The organism is Blastococcus sp. SYSU DS0669, from assembly GCF_054050895.1.
In genome coordinates, this window is record NZ_JBJHAE010000033.1 from 1 (window position 1) to 18,673 (window position 18,673).

The window sequence follows — 18,673 nt, forward strand, 5'->3', positions numbered from 1 at the left end:
GGGGGGGGGGGGGGGGGGGGGGGGGGGGGGGGGGGGGGGGGGGGGGGGGGGGGGGGGGGGGGGGGGGGGGGGGGGGGGGGGGGGGGGGGGGGGGGGGGGGGGGGGGGGGGGGGGGGCGGGGGGGGGGTGGGGGGGGGGGGGGGGGGGGGGGGGGGGGGGGGGGGGGGGCCGGGGGCGGGGCCGGGCGCCCGCCACAGCGGCAGCCGCTGGTCGGCGAGCGCGTCGACGATCCGCTCGGCGTCCTCGGAGTCGTCCGCGGTGATGCTGCCGAGCACCCGGTTGCGGGCGGCCGAGGTCAGGTCGGCCAGCGCGAGGTCGGTGCCCCGGTCCAGCCGGTGGAGGTCCACCCCCAGGAGGGAGACGTCGAGCCCGCGGAAGACGGCGACCTGCTGGTCGTCGCCGGAACCGTTCACGCCCACGAACCAGTTGTTGAGCGCCCAGACGTACATGCCGATCGCCCCTGCCACCAGCACGGTGAGAAGGGCCCCCGCCACCAGGAGGATGCGCATCGGGCGGCGGCGGGCGGAGGGGCCGCCGCCCGTCGGCAGTGTGGGTGTCGGCGGGGGAGCGGAGGCCTGGTCGGCGAGGGCCGCCCGGCCGGCGGCGGAGCGCGGGTCGACCTCGCGCTGGCCGACGTTGTCGCCCGCGGCGCCGTCCACGACCGGGTCGAACCGGCCGTTGCCGCCGGTGTCCTCCAGGACGTCGGCGACGATCACGGTGATGTTGTCCGGTCCGCCGCTGCGCAGCGCCAGCTCGACCAGGCGGTCGGCCGTGGCCTCGGGGTCCGGGTTCTGCAGCGCGTCGGCGAGGGTCTCCTCGCTGACGACGCCGGAGAGGCCGTCGGAGCAGAGCAGGTAGCGGTCGCCGGCGCGGGCTTCGCGCATGGAGAGGTCCGGCTCCACCTCCTGCCCGTTGAGGGCGCGCAGCAGCAGGGAGCGCTGCGGGTGGTGGTTGGCCTCCTCCGGCGTGATGCGGCCGTCGTCGATCAGCGTCTGCACGAAGGTGTCGTCGTGCGTGATCTGGCTGAACTCGCCGTCGCGGAGCAGGTAGGCGCGGGAGTCGCCGACGTGGCAGAGCGCGAGCCGGCCGCCGGCGAAGAGGATCGCGGTGAGCGTGGTTCCCATGCCCTCGAGCTGCGGTGACTCCCGGATGACCTCGCGGAGGTGCTCGCTGCCCTCGTGGACCGCGGCGCGCATGGACTGCAGCATGTCGCCGGTCGGGGTGTCGTCGTCGAGGTGCTCGAGGGCGGCGATGACCACCTTGCTCGCGATGTCACCGGCGGCGTGGCCGCCCATGCCGTCGGCCACGGCCAGCAACCGGGGCCCGGCGTAGACCGAGTCCTGGTTGTTGCCGCGGATGAGGCCGCGGTCGGAACGCGCGGCGTAGCGGAGAACCAGCGTCACGAACGCAGCTCCAGTGCGGTCTGGCCGATGCGGATCGGCTGGCCGGGGGTGACCTGCAGCGGGCCCTGCACGCGCTGCTGGTCCAGGTAAGTGCCGTTGGTGGAACCGAGGTCCTCGACGTACCACTGGCCGCCCCGGTTGGTCAGGCGGGCGTGCCGGGAGCTCGCGAAGTCGTCGGTGAGCACCAGGGTCGAGTCGTCGGCCCGGCCGATGAGGATCGGCTGGTCACCCAGGGTGATCTTGGTGCCGGTCAGCGGGCCGGCGGTCACGACCAGGGACTTGGGGCCGCGGTGCCCGCGCTTCTTGGGCGCGGAGGCCCGCGGCGGCACGGTGGCCACCCGGCCGGGACGGCCGCCGAAGAGGTCGGCGCGGACCACGCGGAAGGCGGCGAAGATGAACAACCACAGCAGCAGGAGGAACCCGAAGCGGAAGATCTGGACGACGAGCTCGGTCACGGCCGCACCCCCGCAGGCACCTGCCCGGCACCGCGGCGGAGGGCGTGCTCCCGGATGCCGGAGTGCTGTGACCGCACGGACCCGGTCACGCCCCGTCCTGCCGGTAGACGAGCACCGAGTGGCCGATGCGGATGACGTCGCCGTCGCTGAGCGCCTGGCGGTTGACGCGCCGGCCGTTCACGAGGGTGCCGTTCGTGGAGCCCAGGTCCTCGACCGTCGCGACGTCCCCGTCGAGCACGACGTCGACGTGCTTGCGGCTGACGCCGGTGTCGGGGATGCGGATGTCGGCCTCGGTGCCGCGGCCGATCACGTTGCGCCCGGTGGTCAGCTCGTGGCGCGTGCCCGGGCCGTCGACGAGGAGCACGTGCGTCGTCGACGTGCGCGAGCCGGCGCGGCCGAGCACGGAGGGGTTCTGCTTGCCGGTGTCGGTGGCCATCCGCCCGCGCAGCGCCGGGAGCGGGGGCAGCGGCGGGTGGCCCGGCACCGGCGCGGAGGCCATCGGGGGCGCGTCGGCGCGGGCGTGGGGGCGCGCCGGGTCGGCGACCTGGGAGCTGACCTCGAAGACGCCGGTGGTCAGCGCGTCGTCCCTCTCGAGCTCGACGGTGACCTTGTCGAAGACCTGGTAGCCCTCGTCCTCGATGTGCTCGGTGACCATGTCGGCGAGCTCGCCGGCCAGCTGGTCGGACCACTGGCCCAGGTGCTCGAAGTCGGTCTCGCCGAGGCGGACGACGTAGACGTTGGGCGCGAGCACGCGACCCTCACCGATGATCGAGCGCTGCTCGTCGGCCTCGCGCTGGAGCGCCTTGGCGATCTCGGCCGGGTGCACCTTGCCCTTGAAGAGGCGGGCGAAGGCGAGGCCGACCATCCCCTCGAGCCGGCGCTCGAAGCGCTGCAGCACACCCACAGTCGCTCCTCTGCGCTCGCCGGACGTCCCACTCTGCCATCCGTGATCGTAGCCGGGCCGGAGGCGGCTGACCGCCCAGGAAGGTGCGACGCCCCGCACGTCGTCTCCCACGTGCCGAGGTCGGAACCCCCTCGGCGGCGGGGCCGTCCGCGGCTGCTACTGTCTTCCCTCGCCAGGGCAAGTGGCGGAATGGCAGACGCGCACGGTTCAGGTCCGTGTGTCCGAAAGGACGTGGGGGTTCAACTCCCCCCTTGCCCACCAGGCGTACGGCAGCGGCCCCCGGGATCTCCCGGGGGCCGCTGCCGTGTCGGGGCGGGTCTTCCGGTCACCGAAGCACGGGGACGCTGCCCGCCTGCTGGAGCAGGAGCTCGCGTACGGCAGCGGGTTCGGCAGGACGGCCGTAGAGGTAGCCCTGGACCCGGTCGCAGGTCATGCCGTGCAGCGCCGCGGACTGGGCGCACGTCTCCACGCCTTCGGCCACGACACGCAGGCCGAGGCCGTGGGCGAGGCCGATGATCCCGGCGACGAGCGGCGAGGAGGGTGCCGACCCGATGAGCTGAGCGGTGAAGGACCGGTCGATCTTCAGCTCGCTCACCGGCAGCCGCTGGAGCTGGGCCAGCGAGGAGTACCCGGTCCCGAAGTCGTCCACGGAGATCCCGACACCGAGGGCGCGGAGGTGCTCCAGGTGGCCGTGGCGGGTGGCCACCTCGGTCAGCACCTGGCTCTCGGTGACCTCCAGGGTCAGCGACCGCGCGGGCAGCCCGGTCTCGGCCAGGACGCCGATCACGGACCCGGCGAAACCGGGATCGGTGAGCTGGACGGTGGAGACGTTCACGGCGACCTCGAGGTCGAGTCCGTCGGCCCGCCAGGCCGCGAGCGTCCGGCAGGCTTCGAGCAGGACGTGACCGCCGATGTCCTGGATCTGGCCGCTGGCTTCGGCGAGGGGGACGAAGACGTCGGGCCGGATGTTCCCGAGGACCGGGTGCTGCCACCTCGCCAGCGCCTCGACGGCGACGATGCGACCGTCGGCCAGGTCGATCTGCGGCTGGAAGTGGACGCCGATCTCCCCGCGGGTGACCGCGCCGTGCAGATCGGTCTCCAGGCGCAGGCGCTCCCGGGTCCGTTGCCCGTTCTCCTCCGGCGCCGCGGGACCGGTCCTGCAGCGGTGCATGTCCTCCTCGGCGCGCTGCAGCAGGTCCTGTGCCATGTCGTCGGCGGCGCCGTCGCGCACGCCCCCGGACGACTCCGCCACGGCGACGCCGATGACCAGGTCGACGAACACCTCGTCGTGTCCCACCCGCACCGCGGCCGCCAGGGACCGGTGGACCCGGTCGGCCACCTCCCGGGCGCCGGGCTCGGACGTGCCGGGCAGCAGGACGGCGAACTCGTCGCCGCTGAACCGGGCGACCGTGTCGTGGTCGCGGACCGCTGACCGCAGCCGGTGGGCGACCTCCTGGAGCACCTCGTCGCCGGCGCCGTGCCCGAGGCTCTCGTTGACGCGCTTGAGCCGGCGGACGTCGCAGAAGAGCAGGGCGGTGCGGCCGGCCGGGTCACCGGGACGGCTCAGCTCCCTCTTCGTGCGCGCGTGCAGGAGGGCGCGGTTCGGCAGGCCGGTGAGCGGGTCGTGCGCGGCCCGGTGCCGGATCTCGTCGAGCAGGTGCGTGTTGTCCAGGGCCACGCCGGCCAGGCCTGCCAGGCCCCACAGGCGTTCGGTGGTCCCCTCGCCCAGGGCGGTCGGCGGTGTGCTGTCGACCCAGTGAGCGAGGACGATCCCCACCAGCCGGTCGTCGACCTTGATCGGCACCCCGCCCAGAGCGGTGACGCCGAAGTGGCCCAGCACCTCGTCGGCCCAGGCCGAGCTCGACCGGTCGACCAGCATGGGCGCCCCGACGGCGATCAGCTCGCACAGCTCGGGGCTCTCCTCCGTGGTGGTCACGTATCCGGCCAGGTGTTCGGCCGGCCCCGGCGGCCAGCCGCTCAGGCCGGCGATCCAGACCGCCTGCATCCCGGGATCCCACAGGGCGACCGCGGAGCGGTCGGCGCCGCAGAGCGCCGGGACGGCGTCGGCGACGGTCTGGGCGACCTCACGTGCCTCCCGCCGGCCGGCGAGCGACCGCGCGACGCTGAGCAGCAGTCGTGCGGTCTCCTCCTGCTCGCGTGCTTCGGTCAGCGATGCCGACATCTCGATGGCGGCTGCCGCGTGCCGGGCGTAGGCGGTGAGCAGTTCGACGTCGCCCGGGAAGGGCTCCTGGCCGGGCCAGGCGACGACGGCGAGGACTCCGTAGTCCCGCGTCGCGGAGGTGACCGGCACGGACAGCACGGCCGTGCCGCCGACCTCCCGGCATCCGACCTCGAGCCGTCGCTCCCCGAGCGCGGCCAGCACCGAGGAGCCCAGGCCACGGGAGCGCACGTGCCGCTTGCCGTGGGGCAGTCGGACGTCGAGCACGTAGCCGGGAGCGTGCACGGCGCGGTCCGCACGTGCGGCGACGCGGTCGAGGGTCTCCTCGAGGGAGTCCCCGCTGAGCAGGTCCGTGGTGGCCTCCTGCAGGTCGTGCAGCCGTTCCGCCGCGTCCGCGACCGGCGCGTGGGGCGCCGGGCGGCGCCTGCGGCCGCGGCCACCCCACCGGGACGGCAGGGGTGGCTCCTGCCAGGTGACCGTGTACTCGCACCGCGGGGCACCGTCGACCTGGCAGGCCCAGTGCTCGACGACCGCCGGCGGGAGGCCGAAGAGCACCGGGGCCTTGCGGAGCACCCCGATGTTGTAGTCGCAGTCCACGCGACCGGGGTGGTGCGGCGGCAGCACCCGCCAGGTCAGCCGTGCCGCGGCGTCCGTGACGGACTCGCAGCGGAACACCGCGGAGGTGTCGAGGCGGGTGGAGATCCGCGAGACCTGTCGGAGCAGCCCCGCGGTGGTCCCGAAGGTCGTCAGCACGCGCCGCAGCGCCATGACTGCGGGGTCCGACATGGCGGCCTCGCCCAGGGCGAGCCCGATCCGCGGGTCACCGAGCTCCTCGGCGGCTGCGTCGAACAGCCGCAGCTTCTCCGGGTACGACACCCGCCCTCGGAGGCCCTGCAGGAACGTCCGCCGGTGCGCCAGACCTGCACGCTCGAGCACCCGGTCGACGGCACCCTCGCCGCCCCGCGCCGCCACCACCCGCAGCAGCAGCCGCGTGGTGATCGTGGAGGTTCCCGCCAGTGGTGTCGCCTCGTCCACGGTGCCCTCCCGTCCTCTCCGGCCCGGCGCTGACGGTCAGCCCGGGCTCCGGCCTTCTCAGCCGGTATCGGCCGATCGCGTTCCTGCTTGAGACCCTGAGCCGCCGGCCTCCTCCGCAAGGGTGCCGCCGCACGCCGCGGTCATGACGCGCTGCGGGCCGGAGCCCGGTCCCGACCCCGCGGAGCTCCGGCCTCGTCGATCGACGGGCAGGCGCCGGAGGGCGAGCACCGGGCGTCGTCGGGGTGGTCCCGGCTGCCGTCAGGAGCAGTTGACGGTGTGGACGCGTCCCCGGCCGGCGTCCTTTGCCGCGTACATGGCACTGTCGGCGGCGCGGAGGACGTCGTCGAACGTCGCACGCGGTGCCGCCATCGCCACCCCGATGCTGCACGAGACCAGGACGGTTCTCCGCCCGACCCGGACCTCGTCCCTGAGGACGTGGAGGAGGTCGTGGCCCAGCTGCCTGGCGGCCGTGCGGTCCGTCCCGGGGAGGACCACGGCGAACTCGTCCCCACCGAGGCGGCCGATCACGGCGTCGGGGGCGACGGTCGTCACCCGCTCGCGGAGCGCACCCGCCAGACGGATGAGCAGTTGATCACCGAGGGCGTGGCCGCCGCGGTCGTTGACGTCCTTGAACCGGTCCAGGTCGATGAAGAGCACCGCCCCGCCCCCGGCGAGCGCTGCGGCGCCGGCTTCGGTGAAGCAGTTCCGGTTGGCCAGGCCGGTCAGGGGGTCCTGCCGGGCCATGCGCTCGGTCGTGCTCCGCCACTGGGCGGCTTCGGTCGCGAGGGCGGAGAGCCGGTCGACGGTCCGCCGCAGCACCTGCAGCTGCTGCTGGTCGGCATCCGCGGCGAGATCGCGAGCGGTGGCCGCGAGCAGGTCCAGGGTGGTCGCGAGCGGCCGACCGGTGGTCATCTCTTCCAGGGCACGGCCCTGGGCGGCCAGCAGCCGGGCGTTCCAGGCCTGCGCAGCCGCCCGGCGCCGCAGGGAGAGCACGACGCGGACCAGCCCGGAGAGGGTGTGCAGCACGTCGTGGTCGGCGTCGGTGAACGCGCGCGGTCTGTGGTCGAAGACGGCCAGGGCACCGAGGACGAACCCGTCCTCGTCGATCAAGGGCACGCCGGCGTAGGCGGCGATGCTCCCGGCCCGGACCAGAGGGTTGGCGGAGAAGAGCGGGTGGACCCGGGCGTCGGGGACCGTCATCGGCGCCCGTCCGGCGACGACATGGGCGCAGAAGGAGACCTCGTCACGCACATGGGTGCGCGGCACGCCCACCCCGTGCTCGGCGGGGTAGCACTGCAGGTCGGGACTCACGAGGTTGATCGTCGCGATCGGCACGTCCAGCGCCCGGGCCATGTGCGCGACGAGGGCGTCCAGCTCGGCGACGGCGTCGTGTCCGGCCAGTCGGTAGCTGCTGACCGCGGCCACGCGTGCCGGGTCCGCAACGGGCGCGGATACGGCGGTGGACGTCAGCGAGCTCGGTGGAGCGGACACGGGTGAGCTGTCGGGATCACTCTCGGGGACCTTGAGGGCTCCGGCACCCGGAGGGGTGAGCGGGCGGCCGCCGTGGCGTGCGCCGGTCAGGACGATCCCGTGCGCCGTCACGCTCGGCGGCTGGTCGGGGCGGGACCTGGTGCTCCCCGTCAGCGGCCGTGCACCGCGTGCGGGCGCTTCTCGTCGGTGTCGCCGCGACCGCCGGCGAACGCCTGGCCCATCAGCAAGAAGGCGCCCCAGGGCACGATCACCCAGAACGGCCAGAAGTAGAGGAACTCGCCCGACGCCAGCGACGTGATCCCCCAGACGAGCAGCACGATCACCGCGGTGCTGGACCACGACCCCCAGGCGACCTGCTGGTGGCTGAGGCCCCCGTACCCCCGGCTGCCGCACGCGGGTACCGGGTGCGCCGACCGCGCCGTTGCCGGCTGCGGGGCCGGCTGCGGGGCCGGCGCGGGCAGGTCGGTGGTGAGCTCGGCCAGCTCGCCGAACGTGCGGGCCGCGTAGGCCCGGGCGAGCCGCTCGTCGTACTCGGCGACGGTCAGCCGGCCCTCCGACATCGCGCGGCCCAGCTCGGCGGCGACGGCGGCGCGGTCGGAGTCGGCGGCACGCAGGTGGGGCTGGGACACGGTGCTCTCCTCGCTCGGGGACACCAGTCTGGTCCCGGGGCACCGGCCGGGACCACTGACAGCTGTCACCGGTTCCACGTGGAACCCGTCAGCCGGCCGGCGGCACGGCCCCTGCGGTGAGGTGGCGGCCGATGACCATCCGCTGGATCTGGTTGGTGCCCTCGAAGATCTGCATGACCTTCGCCTCGCGCATGTACCGCTCGGCCGGGTGGTCGCGGGTGTAGCCGGCCCCGCCCAGCACCTGGACGGCGTCGGTGGTGACCTTCATGGCGGCGTCGGTGGCCACGAGCTTGGCGATGCTGGCCTGGCGGGAGAACGGCTTGCCGGCGTCCTTGCGGCGTGCGGCGACCAGGTAGGTGGCGCGCGCGGACTCGACTGCGGCGGCCATGTCGGCCAGCAGGAACTGCACGCCCTGGTGCTCGGCGATCGGGCGGCCGAACGCCTCCCGCTCCACGGCGTAGGCGACGGCGACGTCGAGGGCCGACTGCGCGAGCCCCACCGCGACGGCGCTGATGCCCAGCCGCCCGGCGTCCAGCGCGCCCAGCGCGATCGCCATGCCCCGGCCGGGCTCGCCGACCAGGCGGTCGGCCGGGACCGGCACGTCGTCGAGCCGGATGGCGGCGGTGGTGGAGCCGGTGAGCCCCATCTTCTCCTCGGGCCTCGCCGCGCTGAAGCCGGGCAGGTCGGGGGTCAGGTGGAAGCAGGAGATCGCGCGCTCGCCGTCGGCCGGCGTGCGCAGGAACGTGGAGTAGAAGTCGGCGTGCCCGCCGTGGGTCACCCACGCCTTCTCCCCACGCGCGAGCCAGCCGTCCTCGGCCGGCGTCGCGCTGGCGCGCATCGCGGCGACGTCAGAGCCGGCGTGGGCCTCCGACAGGGAGTAGGCGCCGATCAGGGTGCCGCCGACCATCTCGGGCAGCAGGTCGCGGCGCTGGGCCTCGGTGCCGTAGTGCGCGATGGGGGAGCAGGCGAGGGTGTGCACGCTGATCCCCAGCGCCACGCTCGCCCAGCGGGCCGCCAGCTCCTCCAGCACCTGCAGGTAGACGGCGTAGGGCTGCCCGCCGCCGCCGACCTCCTCGGGGAACGGCAACCCCATCAGCCCGGCGTCGCCCAGGAGGCGGAACACCTCCCGCGGGAAGCGCTCCTCGCGCTCGTAGGACGCCGCCTTCGGGGCGAGCTCGGCGTCGGCGATCTCCCGGGTGAGGGCCAGCAGGTCCTCGGCCTCGGACGTGGGCAGTTCGCGGTCGACCGGCACGGTGCTCCTTCGCGGTGGGGCGTCCAGCGGACCGTACCTCCGGGAGCGCCCGCGGGCCGTTGGCAGGATCGGGCCCGTGATCATCGAGGCGGCTGCCTGGGACGACCCCGACGTCCGGCGGCTCACCACCGACCAGCAGACCGAGGTCCGGGCCCGATACGGCGGCAAGGACGAGCCCGGCACGCACCCCTCGGCGGCCGACGTCGCGGTGGTGCTGCTGGCCCGGGACGACGACGGGACGCCGCTGGGCTGCGGCGCGCTCCGCGAGCTCGGCGGCGGCGTGGCCGAGGTCAAGCGCATGTACGTGGTCCCGGCCGCGCGCGGCCGCGGGGTGTCGAAGGCGGTGCTCGCCGCGCTCGAGGAGGCCGCCGGGGCCCGGGGCTGGACGACGCTGCGGCTGGAGACCGGCCCGCAGCAGCCCGAGGCGATCGGGCTGTACTCGGGCGCCGGCTACCGGCCGATCCGGGCCTTCGGCGACTACGTGGGCGACCCGGATGCGGTGGGCTCGCTCTTCTTCGAGCGGTCGGTCCGGCCTGCTCCGCGCTGACCCGGGTCCGCCGCCGGGTGTGTGAGGGTGGAGCGACGCACCGCCCGCGGTCGGACGCCAGGGTCCTGCTGCTCGACGAAGGGATCCCCATGCGCATCCGCAGGCTGGCCGTCGCCGCCACGGTGGCCGCCCTGCCGTTCTCCCTCTCCGCCTGCGGCGGCGGCGCGAGCGTCGAGGACTTCTGCGACCGGTACGCGTCGATCGACGAGCTCGGCGACAGCGACGCCGCCGAGATCAAGGCCGCCCTGGAGGAGCTCGCCGGCACCGTGCCCGACGAGGCCGGCGCCGAGGTCGCGCAGGCCGTGGAGACCATGGCGGAGGTATTCCCGTCGGAGGGCCGGTTCGAGGAGGCCATGGAGAGCGGCGACCTCTCCCTGGAGGAACTGCAGGAGCTCGGGGAGGCCGGCGAGACCGTCTCCGCCTACGCCGAGGAGAACTGCAGCTGAGCGCTGCGCCGCGAGACGCGGCGGACCGGGCCCCCGGTACGGCCCGATCCCCCGATGTGGCGCAGGTCGGGGCCGCGTGAACCGGTTCCGCCGCACCGGTCATCAAGGGGTGTGACGACTTCACCGATCGCGGCCGGATCATCACCTGCCGTGACCCCGACGGCGATGCACCGGTCCGCCGGTCCACCCGCCGAGCCCCCACGGCTGCGGGCGCTGCCCGACGCCCTCCCCGGAGACGCCGAGCTGATCGCCCGCTCGGTGGAGGACCCGGCGGAGTTCGCCCCTCTGTTCGACCGGCACGCCGCGGCCGTGCACCGCTACCTGGGCCGCCGGGTGGGCGAGCTGGCCGACGACCTGCTGAGCGAGACCTTCCTGATCGCATTCCGGCGCCGGGCCGCCTACCGGGCGGAGCACCTCGAGGTCCGGCCGTGGCTGCTCGGCATCGCGACCAACGTCGTCCGGGGCCACCGGCGCAGCGAGCAGCGCCGGTACCGGGCGCTGGCCCGGGCCGCCGCCGAGCCGGAACGCCCGGGGGAAGACCCGGGCGACGCCTCGGGCCGGCTGGACGCCCAGGCGCTGCGCGGCCCGCTCGCCGCTGCCCTGGCCGGCCTGGAGCCCCGCGACCGCGACGCCCTGCTGCTGATCGCGTGGGGACAGCTGGGCTACGAGGAGATCGCCGCCGTCCTCGACGTCCCCGTCGGGACGGTGCGCTCCCGCCTGCACCGCGCCCGCCGCCAGACCCGCGCCGCCCTCGGCGACGTCTCCCCCTTCGCGCCGACCTCCGAGGAGGAGGACCGATGAACGACCTCACGCTGCTCCGCGAGGCCGGGCCCGAGGCCCCGCCGCTCTCCCCCGCCGCCCGCTCCGCCGCCCGCGCCGCGCTGCTCGCCGAGATCGAGGGCCCCCCATCCCGGCGTCGCCCCAGCCGGGGGCTCGTCGTCCGCACGGGGGTCGCGGCCGTGGCGGTGGCCGCCGCCTGGACCGCCGCGGTGGTGATCGCCGCCCCCGACGGCCCCGGGACCCCGGCCACCGGCGTCACCCTCGTCGAGTTCGCGACACCCACCTTCCCGCTCTCGCTCGAGCCCGCGCCGGCCGGCATGACACCGGCGTTCTCCGGCGACGGGGACTCGGCCGGCTTCGCGGAGTACGGCTCGGCGGACGGCGCCGACCGGTTCACCGTGGGCGTCGAGGAGGACGAACCCGACTGGTGGGACGACGCCTTCGAGAACGCCGACGTCACCGAGCGCTCCGAGATCACCGTCGACGGCGCGCGCGCCCAGCTGGTGCGCGGGTCGCGCGACGTGGCCTGCGAGGACGGGCTGAGCACGTGCGCGCAGGTGCGGTTCGCCGAGCTGCTCTTCGAGCGCCGGGACGACCAGTGGGTGGTCATGGCCGGCGAGGGCCGGTACAGCCGGACGGCGGAGCTGGTCGCCCTCGCCGGGTCGCTGGTCGACCGCCCGCAGCCGGCGACCCTCACCGCCGAGCTCGCCCCGGCCGGCTGGTCGGTGCAGTTCTACAAGATGGGCCGCGTCCTCACCCTGGTCAACGACGCCTACGACCAGCAGACGCTCACCGTCCACGTGCCGCTGCCGCAGGACGTCGCGCCGCTCGACCGGCTGCGCGAGACCCTCATGGGGCCGGTGGGCCCGCAACTGGACGTGACGGTGCAGGGCCGGCCCGCGGCGCTGGTGCGGATCGACAACGGGCCCCGGGACCGGGGCTGGTTCCTCCAGGCGCAGTTCGACGACGGCACCGCCTTCACCCTCCAGGTCCCCGACGCGTTCACCCGGGAGCAGGTGCTGGAGTTCGCCGAGCAGGTGACCTACCACCCCTGAGCGCGCCAGATCTGCACACTCGCCCCCGTCGACGGCCGGATGGGGGCCGGTGTGCAGATCTCGCCAGGGCAGCCGGGCCACGATGTGGTGAGGTGGCGGCATGCCCGACGCCTGGCCCGCCACCGACCGCACCGAGGTGCAGCTCACCGCAGGGGACGCCCGCCTCGCCGTCGACCTGCGCGGCGGCACGCTCCGCCGGCTCGCCGTCCGGGACTGGGAGGTGCTGGACGGCTACCCGGCCGGGCAGGTGCTCCCCGGCTGGCGTGGCGCGACCCTCGTGCCCTGGCCCAACCGGCTCCGGCACGGCCGGTGGAGCTGGCAGGGCAGCGAGCTGCAGCTCGACGTCCGGTCGACCGAGGAGCCGCACGCGATCCACGGGCTGGTCACCTGGCAGCCCTGGACGGTGCTCGCCGCGGCCGGCGGTTCCGTCACGGTCGGGACGACGCTCGAGCCGCAGCCGGGCTACCCGTTCCGGCTCGCCGTCGCGGTGGACCACGTCCTCACCGCCGACCGGCTCACCAGCACGCTGCGGGTGCGCAACACCGGCGACGGCCCGGCGCCGTTCGGGGCCGGGTTCCACCCCTACCTCTCGGTGGGGGAGGTGGGCGACGGCGGGATCGGCGAGGCGGAGCTGGCGCTGCCGGCGCGCACCGAGCTGGTGCTGGACGGCGGCCTGCCGACGGGTGAGCGGCGGCCGTACGACGGCGCCGTCGGCCGGATCGGCGACCGGGCGCTGGACACCGCGCTGACCGACCTGGACCGCGACGACGACGGCTGGTGGCACGTGCGGCTGCGGGGGAGCGCCGGCGAGCTCGCCGTCTCCGCCGACGAGGGCTGGCCCTGGCTGCAGGTCTACACCGGCGACACCCTCCCCGAGGGCCAGCGGCGGCGCAGCCTCGCCGTCGAGCCGATGACCTGCCCGCCGAACGCGCTCGCCGACGGCGCCGACCTCGTGGTGCTCGACCCGGGCCGGGAGTGGTCCGGCACCTGGTCGCTGGCCTGGACCCCGGTGGGCTGAGGTGCGCGTGCGGGAGCTCTGGCGCTACCCCGTGAAGTCGCTGCAGGGAGAGCAGCTGACCGAGGCCGAGGTGGGCCCGCTCGGCATCGAGGGCGACCGTCGGTGGGCGCTCTTCGACCGCGACACCGGCTTCGGCCTCACCGCCCGCCGGGTGCCCGAGCTCCTCTTCGGCGCGGCCCGGCTGCGGCGCGGCGGCGGGGTCGAGGTCGTGCTCCCCGACGGCACCACCACCGAGGACGAGCTCGTGCTGTCGGGCTGGCTGGGCCGCCGGGTGGAGCTGCGGGCGGCGCCGGACGACGACGCCGACGTCCCGACCTACGAGTCCGCCGCGGACGAGGACGAGCCCGACCCCGCCGAGTGGCTGCAGTGGGAGGGCGCCCCGGGACCCTTCCACGACAGCCCGCGGATCCGCCTGTCGCTGGTCTCCACCGGCACGCTGGGCGCGTGGGACCGCCGCCGCTTCCGGGCCAACGTCGTCCTCGACGGGGCCGGCGAGGACGCGCTCCGCGGGACGGAGGCCCACCTCGGCGGGGCGCGGCTGCGCTTCGGCACCGGCATCCCCCGCTGCGTGATGACCACCCGCCCCCAACCGGGCGGCCTCCCCCGTGACACCTCGGTCCTCAAGACGGTGCACCGCGTGCGGGACGGGCTGCTGGCCGTGCGGGCCGCGGTGCTGACCCCCGGGCGGGTCCGGGTCGGGGACGAGCTGCGCCGGACGGCAGACTGAGGCCCGTGCGCACCGTCGACCTGCGTCCCGGCGAGGACAGCATCCGGCTCGGCCAGCTCCTGAAGCTGGTCGACGCCGTCCCCACCGGCGCCCAGGTCAAGGACGTGCTGGTCTCCGGCGCGGTCCTGGTCAACGGTGAGCCCGAGGACCGCCGCGGCCGGCAGCTGCGCTCGGGCGACGTCGTCCGGATCGACGGGCACGAGGACGTCCGCATCAAGTAACCGGTTCCACGTGGAACCACCCCGGGAGGGAGCCGCATGACCGCACCGCTGGCGTCCCGGCTGCGCGGGTTCGGGACGACGATCTTTGCCGAGATGAGCGCGCTCGCCGTCGCCACCGGGGCGGTCAACCTCGGTCAGGGCTTCCCCGACTACCCGGGCCCGCCGGAGGTCCTCGACGTCGCCCGCGAAGCCATCGGCACCGGCGCCGACCAGTACCCGCCCGGCCCCGGCATCCCCGAGCTGCGGACCGCCGTCGCCGAGCACCGGCAGCGCTGGACCGGCACCTCCTACGAGCCCGGCACCGAGGTGCTGGTCACCGCCGGGGCCACCGAAGCGCTGGCCGCCGCGATGCTCGCGCTGCTCGAGCCCGGCGACGAGGTGGTGCTCTTCGAGCCGATCTACGACAGCTACAGCGCCTCTGTCGCCATGGCCGGGGGTGTGGTGCGGCCGGTGCCGCTGCACCCGCCCGAGGACGGCGCCGGTCCCTGGACCTTCGACGAGGCCGAGCTGCGCGCCGCGATCACCCCGCGCACCCGGCTGCTGCTGGTCAACTCCCCGCACAACCCCACCGGCACGGTGCTCACCGCCGACGAGCTGGCGGTCCTCGCCGGGCTGGCCCGCGACCACGACCTCACGGTGGTCACCGACGAGGTGTACGAGCACCTGGTGTTCGACGGTGCCCGGCACGTCTCCCTGGCCACGCTGCCGGGCATGCGCGAGCGCACCCTCGTCGTCTCCAGCGCCGGCAAGACCTTCAACGTCACCGGGTGGAAGATCGGCTGGGTCTGCGGGCCGGCGCCGCTGGTGGCCGCCGTCCGCACCGCCAAGCAGTTCCTCACCTACGTCAACGGCGGCCCGTTCCAGCCGGCCGTGGCCGCCGGCCTCCGGCTGCCGGGGGCCTACTTCGACGGGATCGCCCGCGACCTGCAGTACCGCCGCGACGTCCTCGTCGCCGGGCTCCGGGACGCCGGGCTGCCCGTGATCGCGCCGCAGGCGACGTACTTCGCGACCGTCGACGTCCGCGGGGTGCAACCCGACGGCGACGGGCTGGCCTTCTGCCGGGCGCTGCCGGAGCGCGCCGGCGTCGTCGCCATCCCGACCGTGGTCTTCTACACCCCGGAGCACGCCTCCCTGGGGCGGCACCTGGTCCGGTTCGCGTTCTGCAAGAGCGACGCCGTCCTCGCCGAGGCGGTCGAGCGGCTGAGGAGGCTGGCATGAAGGTGGCTGCGGTGCAGCACGACATCGTCTGGGAGGACCGCGAGGCCAACTTCGCGCGGCTCGCCCCCCAGGTGGCCCGGGCCGCCGGTGCCGGCGCCGATCTGGTCCTGCTGACCGAGACCTTCTCGACCGGCTTCTCGATGACGCCGGGCATCGGGGAGCCCGAGGACGGTCCGTCGGCGGCGTTCCTGGCCGCGCAGGCCGCCGAGCACGGTGTGTGGGTGGGCGGCAGCTGCCCGGAGATCGCCGAGGGCGCGCAACTGCCCTACAACTGCTTCGTCCTGGCCGGCCCGGACGGCACGACCCACCGCTACCGGAAGCTGCACCCGTTCACCCACGGCGGCGAGCACGAGCGGTTCCGCCCCGGCGACGGGCCGGTCACCGTGGAGGTCGGCGGCCTGCGGATCACCCCGTTCATCTGCTACGACCTGCGCTTCGCCGACGTCTTCTGGCGCGCCGCCCTCGAGACCGACCTGTACGTGGTCGTCGCCAACTGGCCGGCCGCCCGCCGCCACCACTGGCAGACGCTGCTCCAGGCACGGGCGATCGAGAACCAGGCCTACGTGGTCGGGGTGAACCGCGTCGGCACCGCCGGGGACGGCACCGAGCACACCGGTGACAGCCGGATCGTCAGCCCGATGGGGGAGCTGCTGGGCACCGCCGCGGGGACCGAGACCCTCGTGCTCGGCGACGTCGACGCCGACGAGGTCGCGGCCACCCGCGAGAAGCTGAAGTTCCTGCCCGACCGGCGCGGCTGAGCCCCGCGCTCAGCCGCGGGGCGGGGTGTCGTCCCGATCGACGGAGATCTGCTCCCGCAGCACCTGCTCGGTCACCGTCTCGTGGCCGTCGACCACCTCGGTCCGCAGCCGCACCCGCTCCACGGGCACCACCTCGACGCCGAACACGGGCCGCTCGGCGTGCAGCACGATCTCGTCGGGCAGGCTGGTGGCGGGGGCGTCGTCCGGCACCAGCGACTCCCCGGCCGTGGTGTCGCCGGCCGTCGCTGCGCCGTCGAGCGGCACCTCCTCCAGCCGGATCTCCTCCCGGCGGATGGGCACCGTGACCTGGACCTCCTCGGTGACCACGTACTTCACCAGCCGGACCCGGCGGGCGGCGACCTGCTCGGTGCCGACCCGCAGCCTCTCCTCGCTCCGGGTCATGGTGCCGTGCGCCGGCGCCCCCTCCCGGGTCGGCGCGCCGGCGGCGTCCCGCTGCTCGTGGTGACCGCCCGCCGACGTCGCGACCTGCTCACCGGCCAGCCCGTAGTGACGCCGCAACTCCTCCTCGTCGGCCGGGGCCAGGTGGGTGCCCTCCATGGCCGGGGCGCTCGTCACCGCGGACGCGGTGACCGGCAGCCGCAGCCGGCCGTCCTCCCAGGAGGCGTTCCGTGCCGGGACGATCGAGTGGCGGGTGCCGAACAGCCCGGTGGTCACGGCCACCCAGGTCGGCTCCCCGGTCCGGTCGTCGACGAAGAAGTGCTCGACGGTGCCCAGCTTGTCGCCTCCGTCGCCGTACGCGGTGCTGCCGATCGCTGCGGTGACCTCGTGCTCGCTCAACATGGGTCGACTCCCCTCCGTGGGGCGCGCTCGGCCGCGCGCCACCAGGTCAAAGGCTGCCCACCGGGCGAGGTCGGTGAACATCGGTGCTGCGCCCGTCAGCTGCCGGGCAGCACCAGGTCCACCACGACCGACCGGTGATCGCTGCCCGGGACCGGCACGAACGTGCATCCGGCGACGGCGAGCCGCGGGTCCACGAGCACGTGGTCCAGCCCCAGCCGCGGCAGCGGGGAGCGCAGCGGGTGCCAGGTCCAGCGGTGCCCCTCGCCGACGGCCCGGGCGGCGTCCAGGTACCCCCGGCGGAGCACGGCCCGGAGCGCCGCGTGGTCGAGCGTGGCGTTGAAGTCGCCCGCCAGCACGCGCAGGACCGCCGGCTCGGGGGCGGGGAGCGCGGCCAGGTCCTCGGTCCAGCCGCGGACGGCGGCCGGTGACGGCGCCGGGGGGCGGCTGTGCACCGCCGTCACCTCGAGCTCGGGCCCCGAGCCCGCGGGCAGCCGCACGGTGGGCTGCTCGAAGCCGCCGGGTGCCGCGCTCCGGTCGCTGACCGGCCACCGGCTCCAGACGGCGCCGGAGGCCGCCGGCACGCTGCCCGGCCGCGCCGGGACGACGTGGGCGTGCGGGAGCAGCTCGGCCAGGCCGGCGGCGGTCAGCCGCCGCTCGGCCTCCGGGGTGAGCTCCTGCACCGCCAGGACGTCGACCCCTTGCCGGCGGACGAGCTCCACGACCGGCTCGGCGGGGATCAGCCCCAGCCGCAGGCTCACGGTGGCGAGCCGCACCCGCAGCCCCTCCGGCGCCGGCTCCACCGGAGGCCGGCCCCGGTGCGAGCGCACCGCGGCGCCGAGCACGGCGGCCGCGGTGGCGGCGAGCAGCGCGGCCGCCCGGGACCGCGCCCGCACCGCCAGGGCCAGGGGCAGCACGGCGGTGGCCGCGGCGTACGGGGTGAACGCCAGCGCCGGCACGAGGGGGAAGCCGCGCTCGGCACCGGTGCGGCGCAGCACCGCCCACACCGCCCACGGCGTGGCCGCCGCGACGGCCCACCGGCGGTCGGCGTGGGTCCGGGCCATGGCCGCCACGCTAGCCAGGGCGCCGGAGGGCCGCCGCCCGGTGGGTGCCCTACGGTCGTGCCGTGGTCGCCGAGCAGCTCGAGGTCGAGTGCAAGTTCGACGTCGACGAGGGGTTCACCGTGCCGGCTCTCGACGGCGTCGACGGCGTCGCGGTCGTCGCCGAGCCGGTGGTGCACGAGCTGGCGGCGGTGTACCACGACACCCCGGACCTCCGGCTCGTGCGCGCCCGGATCACGCTGCGCCGGCGCACCGGTGGGCCGGACGAGGGCTGGCACCTGAAGCTGCCGGCGGGTTCGGCCCGCCGGGAGCTGCACGCGCCGCTCGCCGGCGGCGCCGATGTGGCGCCGGCCGAGCTGCTCGAGGTGATCGGCGGTCTGCTGGCCGGGGAGGTGCCCGCGCCGGTGGTGACGATGTTGACCCGCCGGGTGGTGCGCGAGCTCCGCGACGCGGAGGGCCGGGTGCTGGCCGAGCTCGCCGACGACACGGTCACCGCGACGGTGCCCGCCGAGGCCGCCGGTGGAACGCCCGAGGTGCGCACCTGGCGGGAGCTCGAGGTCGAGCTCGTCGACGGCCCGGAAGCGGTGCTCGCCGCCGTGGCGGAGGCGCTGCTCGCCGCAGGCGCCCGCCCCTCGCCGCGCGCGTCCAAGCTGGCGCACGCCCTGTCCTCCCGGCTCGGCCGCAGCGGCTGACACA

General features: G+C 75.5%; 19 protein-coding genes and 1 tRNA gene. 11 read left to right on the top strand and 9 right to left on the bottom strand.

Annotation, left to right across the window (positions count from 1 at the left end; translation table 11 throughout):
* The 3 genes from ACI792_RS19885 to ACI792_RS19895 form a co-directional block, all read right to left on the bottom strand.
* A partial coding sequence (locus tag ACI792_RS19885; protein WP_456604110.1) for a PP2C family protein-serine/threonine phosphatase occupies positions 1-1,403 on the bottom strand: 1,403 nt, incomplete at its 3' end.
* On the bottom strand, positions 1,400-1,858 hold the full coding sequence (locus ACI792_RS19890) for an FHA domain-containing protein FhaB/FipA (RefSeq protein ID WP_456582184.1): 459 nt from the start codon (positions 1,856-1,858) through the stop codon (positions 1,400-1,402). The genes ACI792_RS19885 and ACI792_RS19890, both read right to left, overlap by 4 nt.
* 85 nt (positions 1,859-1,943) lie before the next feature.
* Positions 1,944-2,762, bottom strand: a complete 819-nt coding sequence (locus tag ACI792_RS19895; RefSeq protein ID WP_456604111.1) for an FhaA domain-containing protein — start codon at positions 2,760-2,762, stop codon at positions 1,944-1,946.
* Between the two features lie 175 nt (positions 2,763-2,937).
* On the opposite strand from ACI792_RS19895, the gene ACI792_RS19900 reads away from it, so the two are divergent.
* Positions 2,938-3,023, top strand: a tRNA-Leu gene (locus ACI792_RS19900).
* Positions 3,024-3,087: 64 nt separating this feature from the next.
* Here the strand turns inward: ACI792_RS19900 and ACI792_RS19905 are convergent.
* The 4 genes from ACI792_RS19905 to ACI792_RS19920 form a co-directional block, all read right to left on the bottom strand.
* The gene (locus tag ACI792_RS19905) at positions 3,088-5,976 is read right to left on the bottom strand and encodes a putative bifunctional diguanylate cyclase/phosphodiesterase (protein ID WP_456604112.1); all 2,889 of its coding nucleotides are present in this window, start codon (positions 5,974-5,976) and stop codon (positions 3,088-3,090) included.
* Positions 5,977-6,234: 258 nt separating this feature from the next.
* Positions 6,235-7,401, bottom strand: a complete 1,167-nt coding sequence (locus ACI792_RS19910) for a diguanylate cyclase domain-containing protein (protein WP_456604113.1) — start codon at positions 7,399-7,401, stop codon at positions 6,235-6,237.
* Between the two features lie 215 nt (positions 7,402-7,616).
* A complete protein-coding gene (locus tag ACI792_RS19915; RefSeq protein WP_456604114.1) occupies positions 7,617-8,096 on the bottom strand; it encodes a DUF1707 SHOCT-like domain-containing protein in 480 nt (159 codons plus the stop codon).
* Positions 8,097-8,184: 88 nt separating this feature from the next.
* Positions 8,185-9,348 (bottom strand): acyl-CoA dehydrogenase family protein, encoded by a 1,164-nt coding sequence (locus tag ACI792_RS19920; protein ID WP_456604115.1) that lies wholly within the window; start codon positions 9,346-9,348, stop codon positions 8,185-8,187.
* A gap of 76 nt (positions 9,349-9,424) precedes the next feature.
* Between ACI792_RS19920 and ACI792_RS19925 the strand changes: the two genes are divergently transcribed.
* From ACI792_RS19925 to ACI792_RS19965, 9 genes are all read left to right on the top strand, one after another.
* A complete protein-coding gene (locus tag ACI792_RS19925; protein ID WP_456604116.1) occupies positions 9,425-9,895 on the top strand; it encodes a GNAT family N-acetyltransferase in 471 nt (156 codons plus the stop codon).
* An 89-nt stretch (positions 9,896-9,984) separates the two neighbouring features.
* A complete protein-coding gene (locus ACI792_RS19930; protein ID WP_456604117.1) occupies positions 9,985-10,341 on the top strand; it encodes a hypothetical protein in 357 nt (118 codons plus the stop codon).
* A 150-nt stretch (positions 10,342-10,491) separates the two neighbouring features.
* Positions 10,492-11,142 (top strand): RNA polymerase sigma factor, encoded by a 651-nt coding sequence (locus ACI792_RS19935; protein ID WP_456604118.1) that lies wholly within the window; start codon positions 10,492-10,494, stop codon positions 11,140-11,142.
* Positions 11,139-12,176: a hypothetical protein gene (locus tag ACI792_RS19940; RefSeq protein ID WP_456604119.1), complete on the top strand. Its 1,038-nt coding sequence runs from the start codon at positions 11,139-11,141 to the stop codon at positions 12,174-12,176. Before ACI792_RS19935 ends, ACI792_RS19940 begins: the two co-directional genes overlap by 4 nt.
* 100 nt (positions 12,177-12,276) lie before the next feature.
* Positions 12,277-13,194 (top strand): aldose 1-epimerase family protein, encoded by a 918-nt coding sequence (locus ACI792_RS19945; RefSeq protein ID WP_456604120.1) that lies wholly within the window; start codon positions 12,277-12,279, stop codon positions 13,192-13,194.
* A gap of 7 nt (positions 13,195-13,201) precedes the next feature.
* On the top strand, positions 13,202-13,921 hold the full coding sequence (locus ACI792_RS19950; RefSeq protein WP_456604121.1) for an MOSC domain-containing protein: 720 nt from the start codon (positions 13,202-13,204) through the stop codon (positions 13,919-13,921).
* A gap of 5 nt (positions 13,922-13,926) precedes the next feature.
* Positions 13,927-14,142 (top strand): RNA-binding S4 domain-containing protein, encoded by a 216-nt coding sequence (locus ACI792_RS19955; protein WP_456582173.1) that lies wholly within the window; start codon positions 13,927-13,929, stop codon positions 14,140-14,142.
* A gap of 36 nt (positions 14,143-14,178) precedes the next feature.
* Positions 14,179-15,360, top strand: coding sequence for a pyridoxal phosphate-dependent aminotransferase (locus ACI792_RS19960; protein WP_456604122.1), 1,182 nt, complete (start codon positions 14,179-14,181; stop codon positions 15,358-15,360).
* On the top strand, positions 15,357-16,118 hold the full coding sequence (locus ACI792_RS19965) for a nitrilase-related carbon-nitrogen hydrolase (RefSeq protein ID WP_456604123.1): 762 nt from the start codon (positions 15,357-15,359) through the stop codon (positions 16,116-16,118). Before ACI792_RS19960 ends, ACI792_RS19965 begins: the two co-directional genes overlap by 4 nt.
* Positions 16,119-16,127: 9 nt before the next feature.
* Here the strand turns inward: ACI792_RS19965 and ACI792_RS19970 are convergent, their stop codons facing one another.
* Both ACI792_RS19970 and ACI792_RS19975 read right to left on the bottom strand, forming a co-directional pair.
* Complete coding sequence (locus ACI792_RS19970; protein WP_456604124.1) at positions 16,128-16,919, bottom strand: DUF2382 domain-containing protein; 792 nt, start codon at positions 16,917-16,919, stop codon at positions 16,128-16,130.
* Positions 16,920-17,014: 95 nt separating this feature from the next.
* The gene (locus tag ACI792_RS19975) at positions 17,015-17,980 is read right to left on the bottom strand and encodes an endonuclease/exonuclease/phosphatase family protein (protein ID WP_456604125.1); all 966 of its coding nucleotides are present in this window, start codon (positions 17,978-17,980) and stop codon (positions 17,015-17,017) included.
* A gap of 62 nt (positions 17,981-18,042) precedes the next feature.
* Here ACI792_RS19975 and ACI792_RS19980 point away from each other — a divergent pair, with 62 nt between their 5' ends.
* On the top strand, positions 18,043-18,669 hold the full coding sequence (locus tag ACI792_RS19980; RefSeq protein WP_456604126.1) for a CYTH domain-containing protein: 627 nt from the start codon (positions 18,043-18,045) through the stop codon (positions 18,667-18,669).
* Positions 18,670-18,673 lie beyond the last annotated feature (4 nt).

Coding starts and splice junctions, on each gene's coding strand:
- ACI792_RS19960 (WP_456604122.1), top strand. CDS start 14,179: ATGACCGCACCGCTGGCGTCCCGGCTGCGCGGGTTCGGGACGACGATC.
- ACI792_RS19945 (WP_456604120.1), top strand. CDS start 12,277: ATGCCCGACGCCTGGCCCGCCACCGACCGCACCGAGGTGCAGCTCACC.
- ACI792_RS19940 (WP_456604119.1), top strand. CDS start 11,139: ATGAACGACCTCACGCTGCTCCGCGAGGCCGGGCCCGAGGCCCCGCCG.
- ACI792_RS19930 (WP_456604117.1), top strand. CDS start 9,985: ATGCGCATCCGCAGGCTGGCCGTCGCCGCCACGGTGGCCGCCCTGCCG.
- ACI792_RS19965 (WP_456604123.1), top strand. CDS start 15,357: ATGAAGGTGGCTGCGGTGCAGCACGACATCGTCTGGGAGGACCGCGAG.
- ACI792_RS19970 (WP_456604124.1), bottom strand. CDS start 16,919: ATGTTGAGCGAGCACGAGGTCACCGCAGCGATCGGCAGCACCGCGTAC.
- ACI792_RS19975 (WP_456604125.1), bottom strand. CDS start 17,980: ATGGCCCGGACCCACGCCGACCGCCGGTGGGCCGTCGCGGCGGCCACG.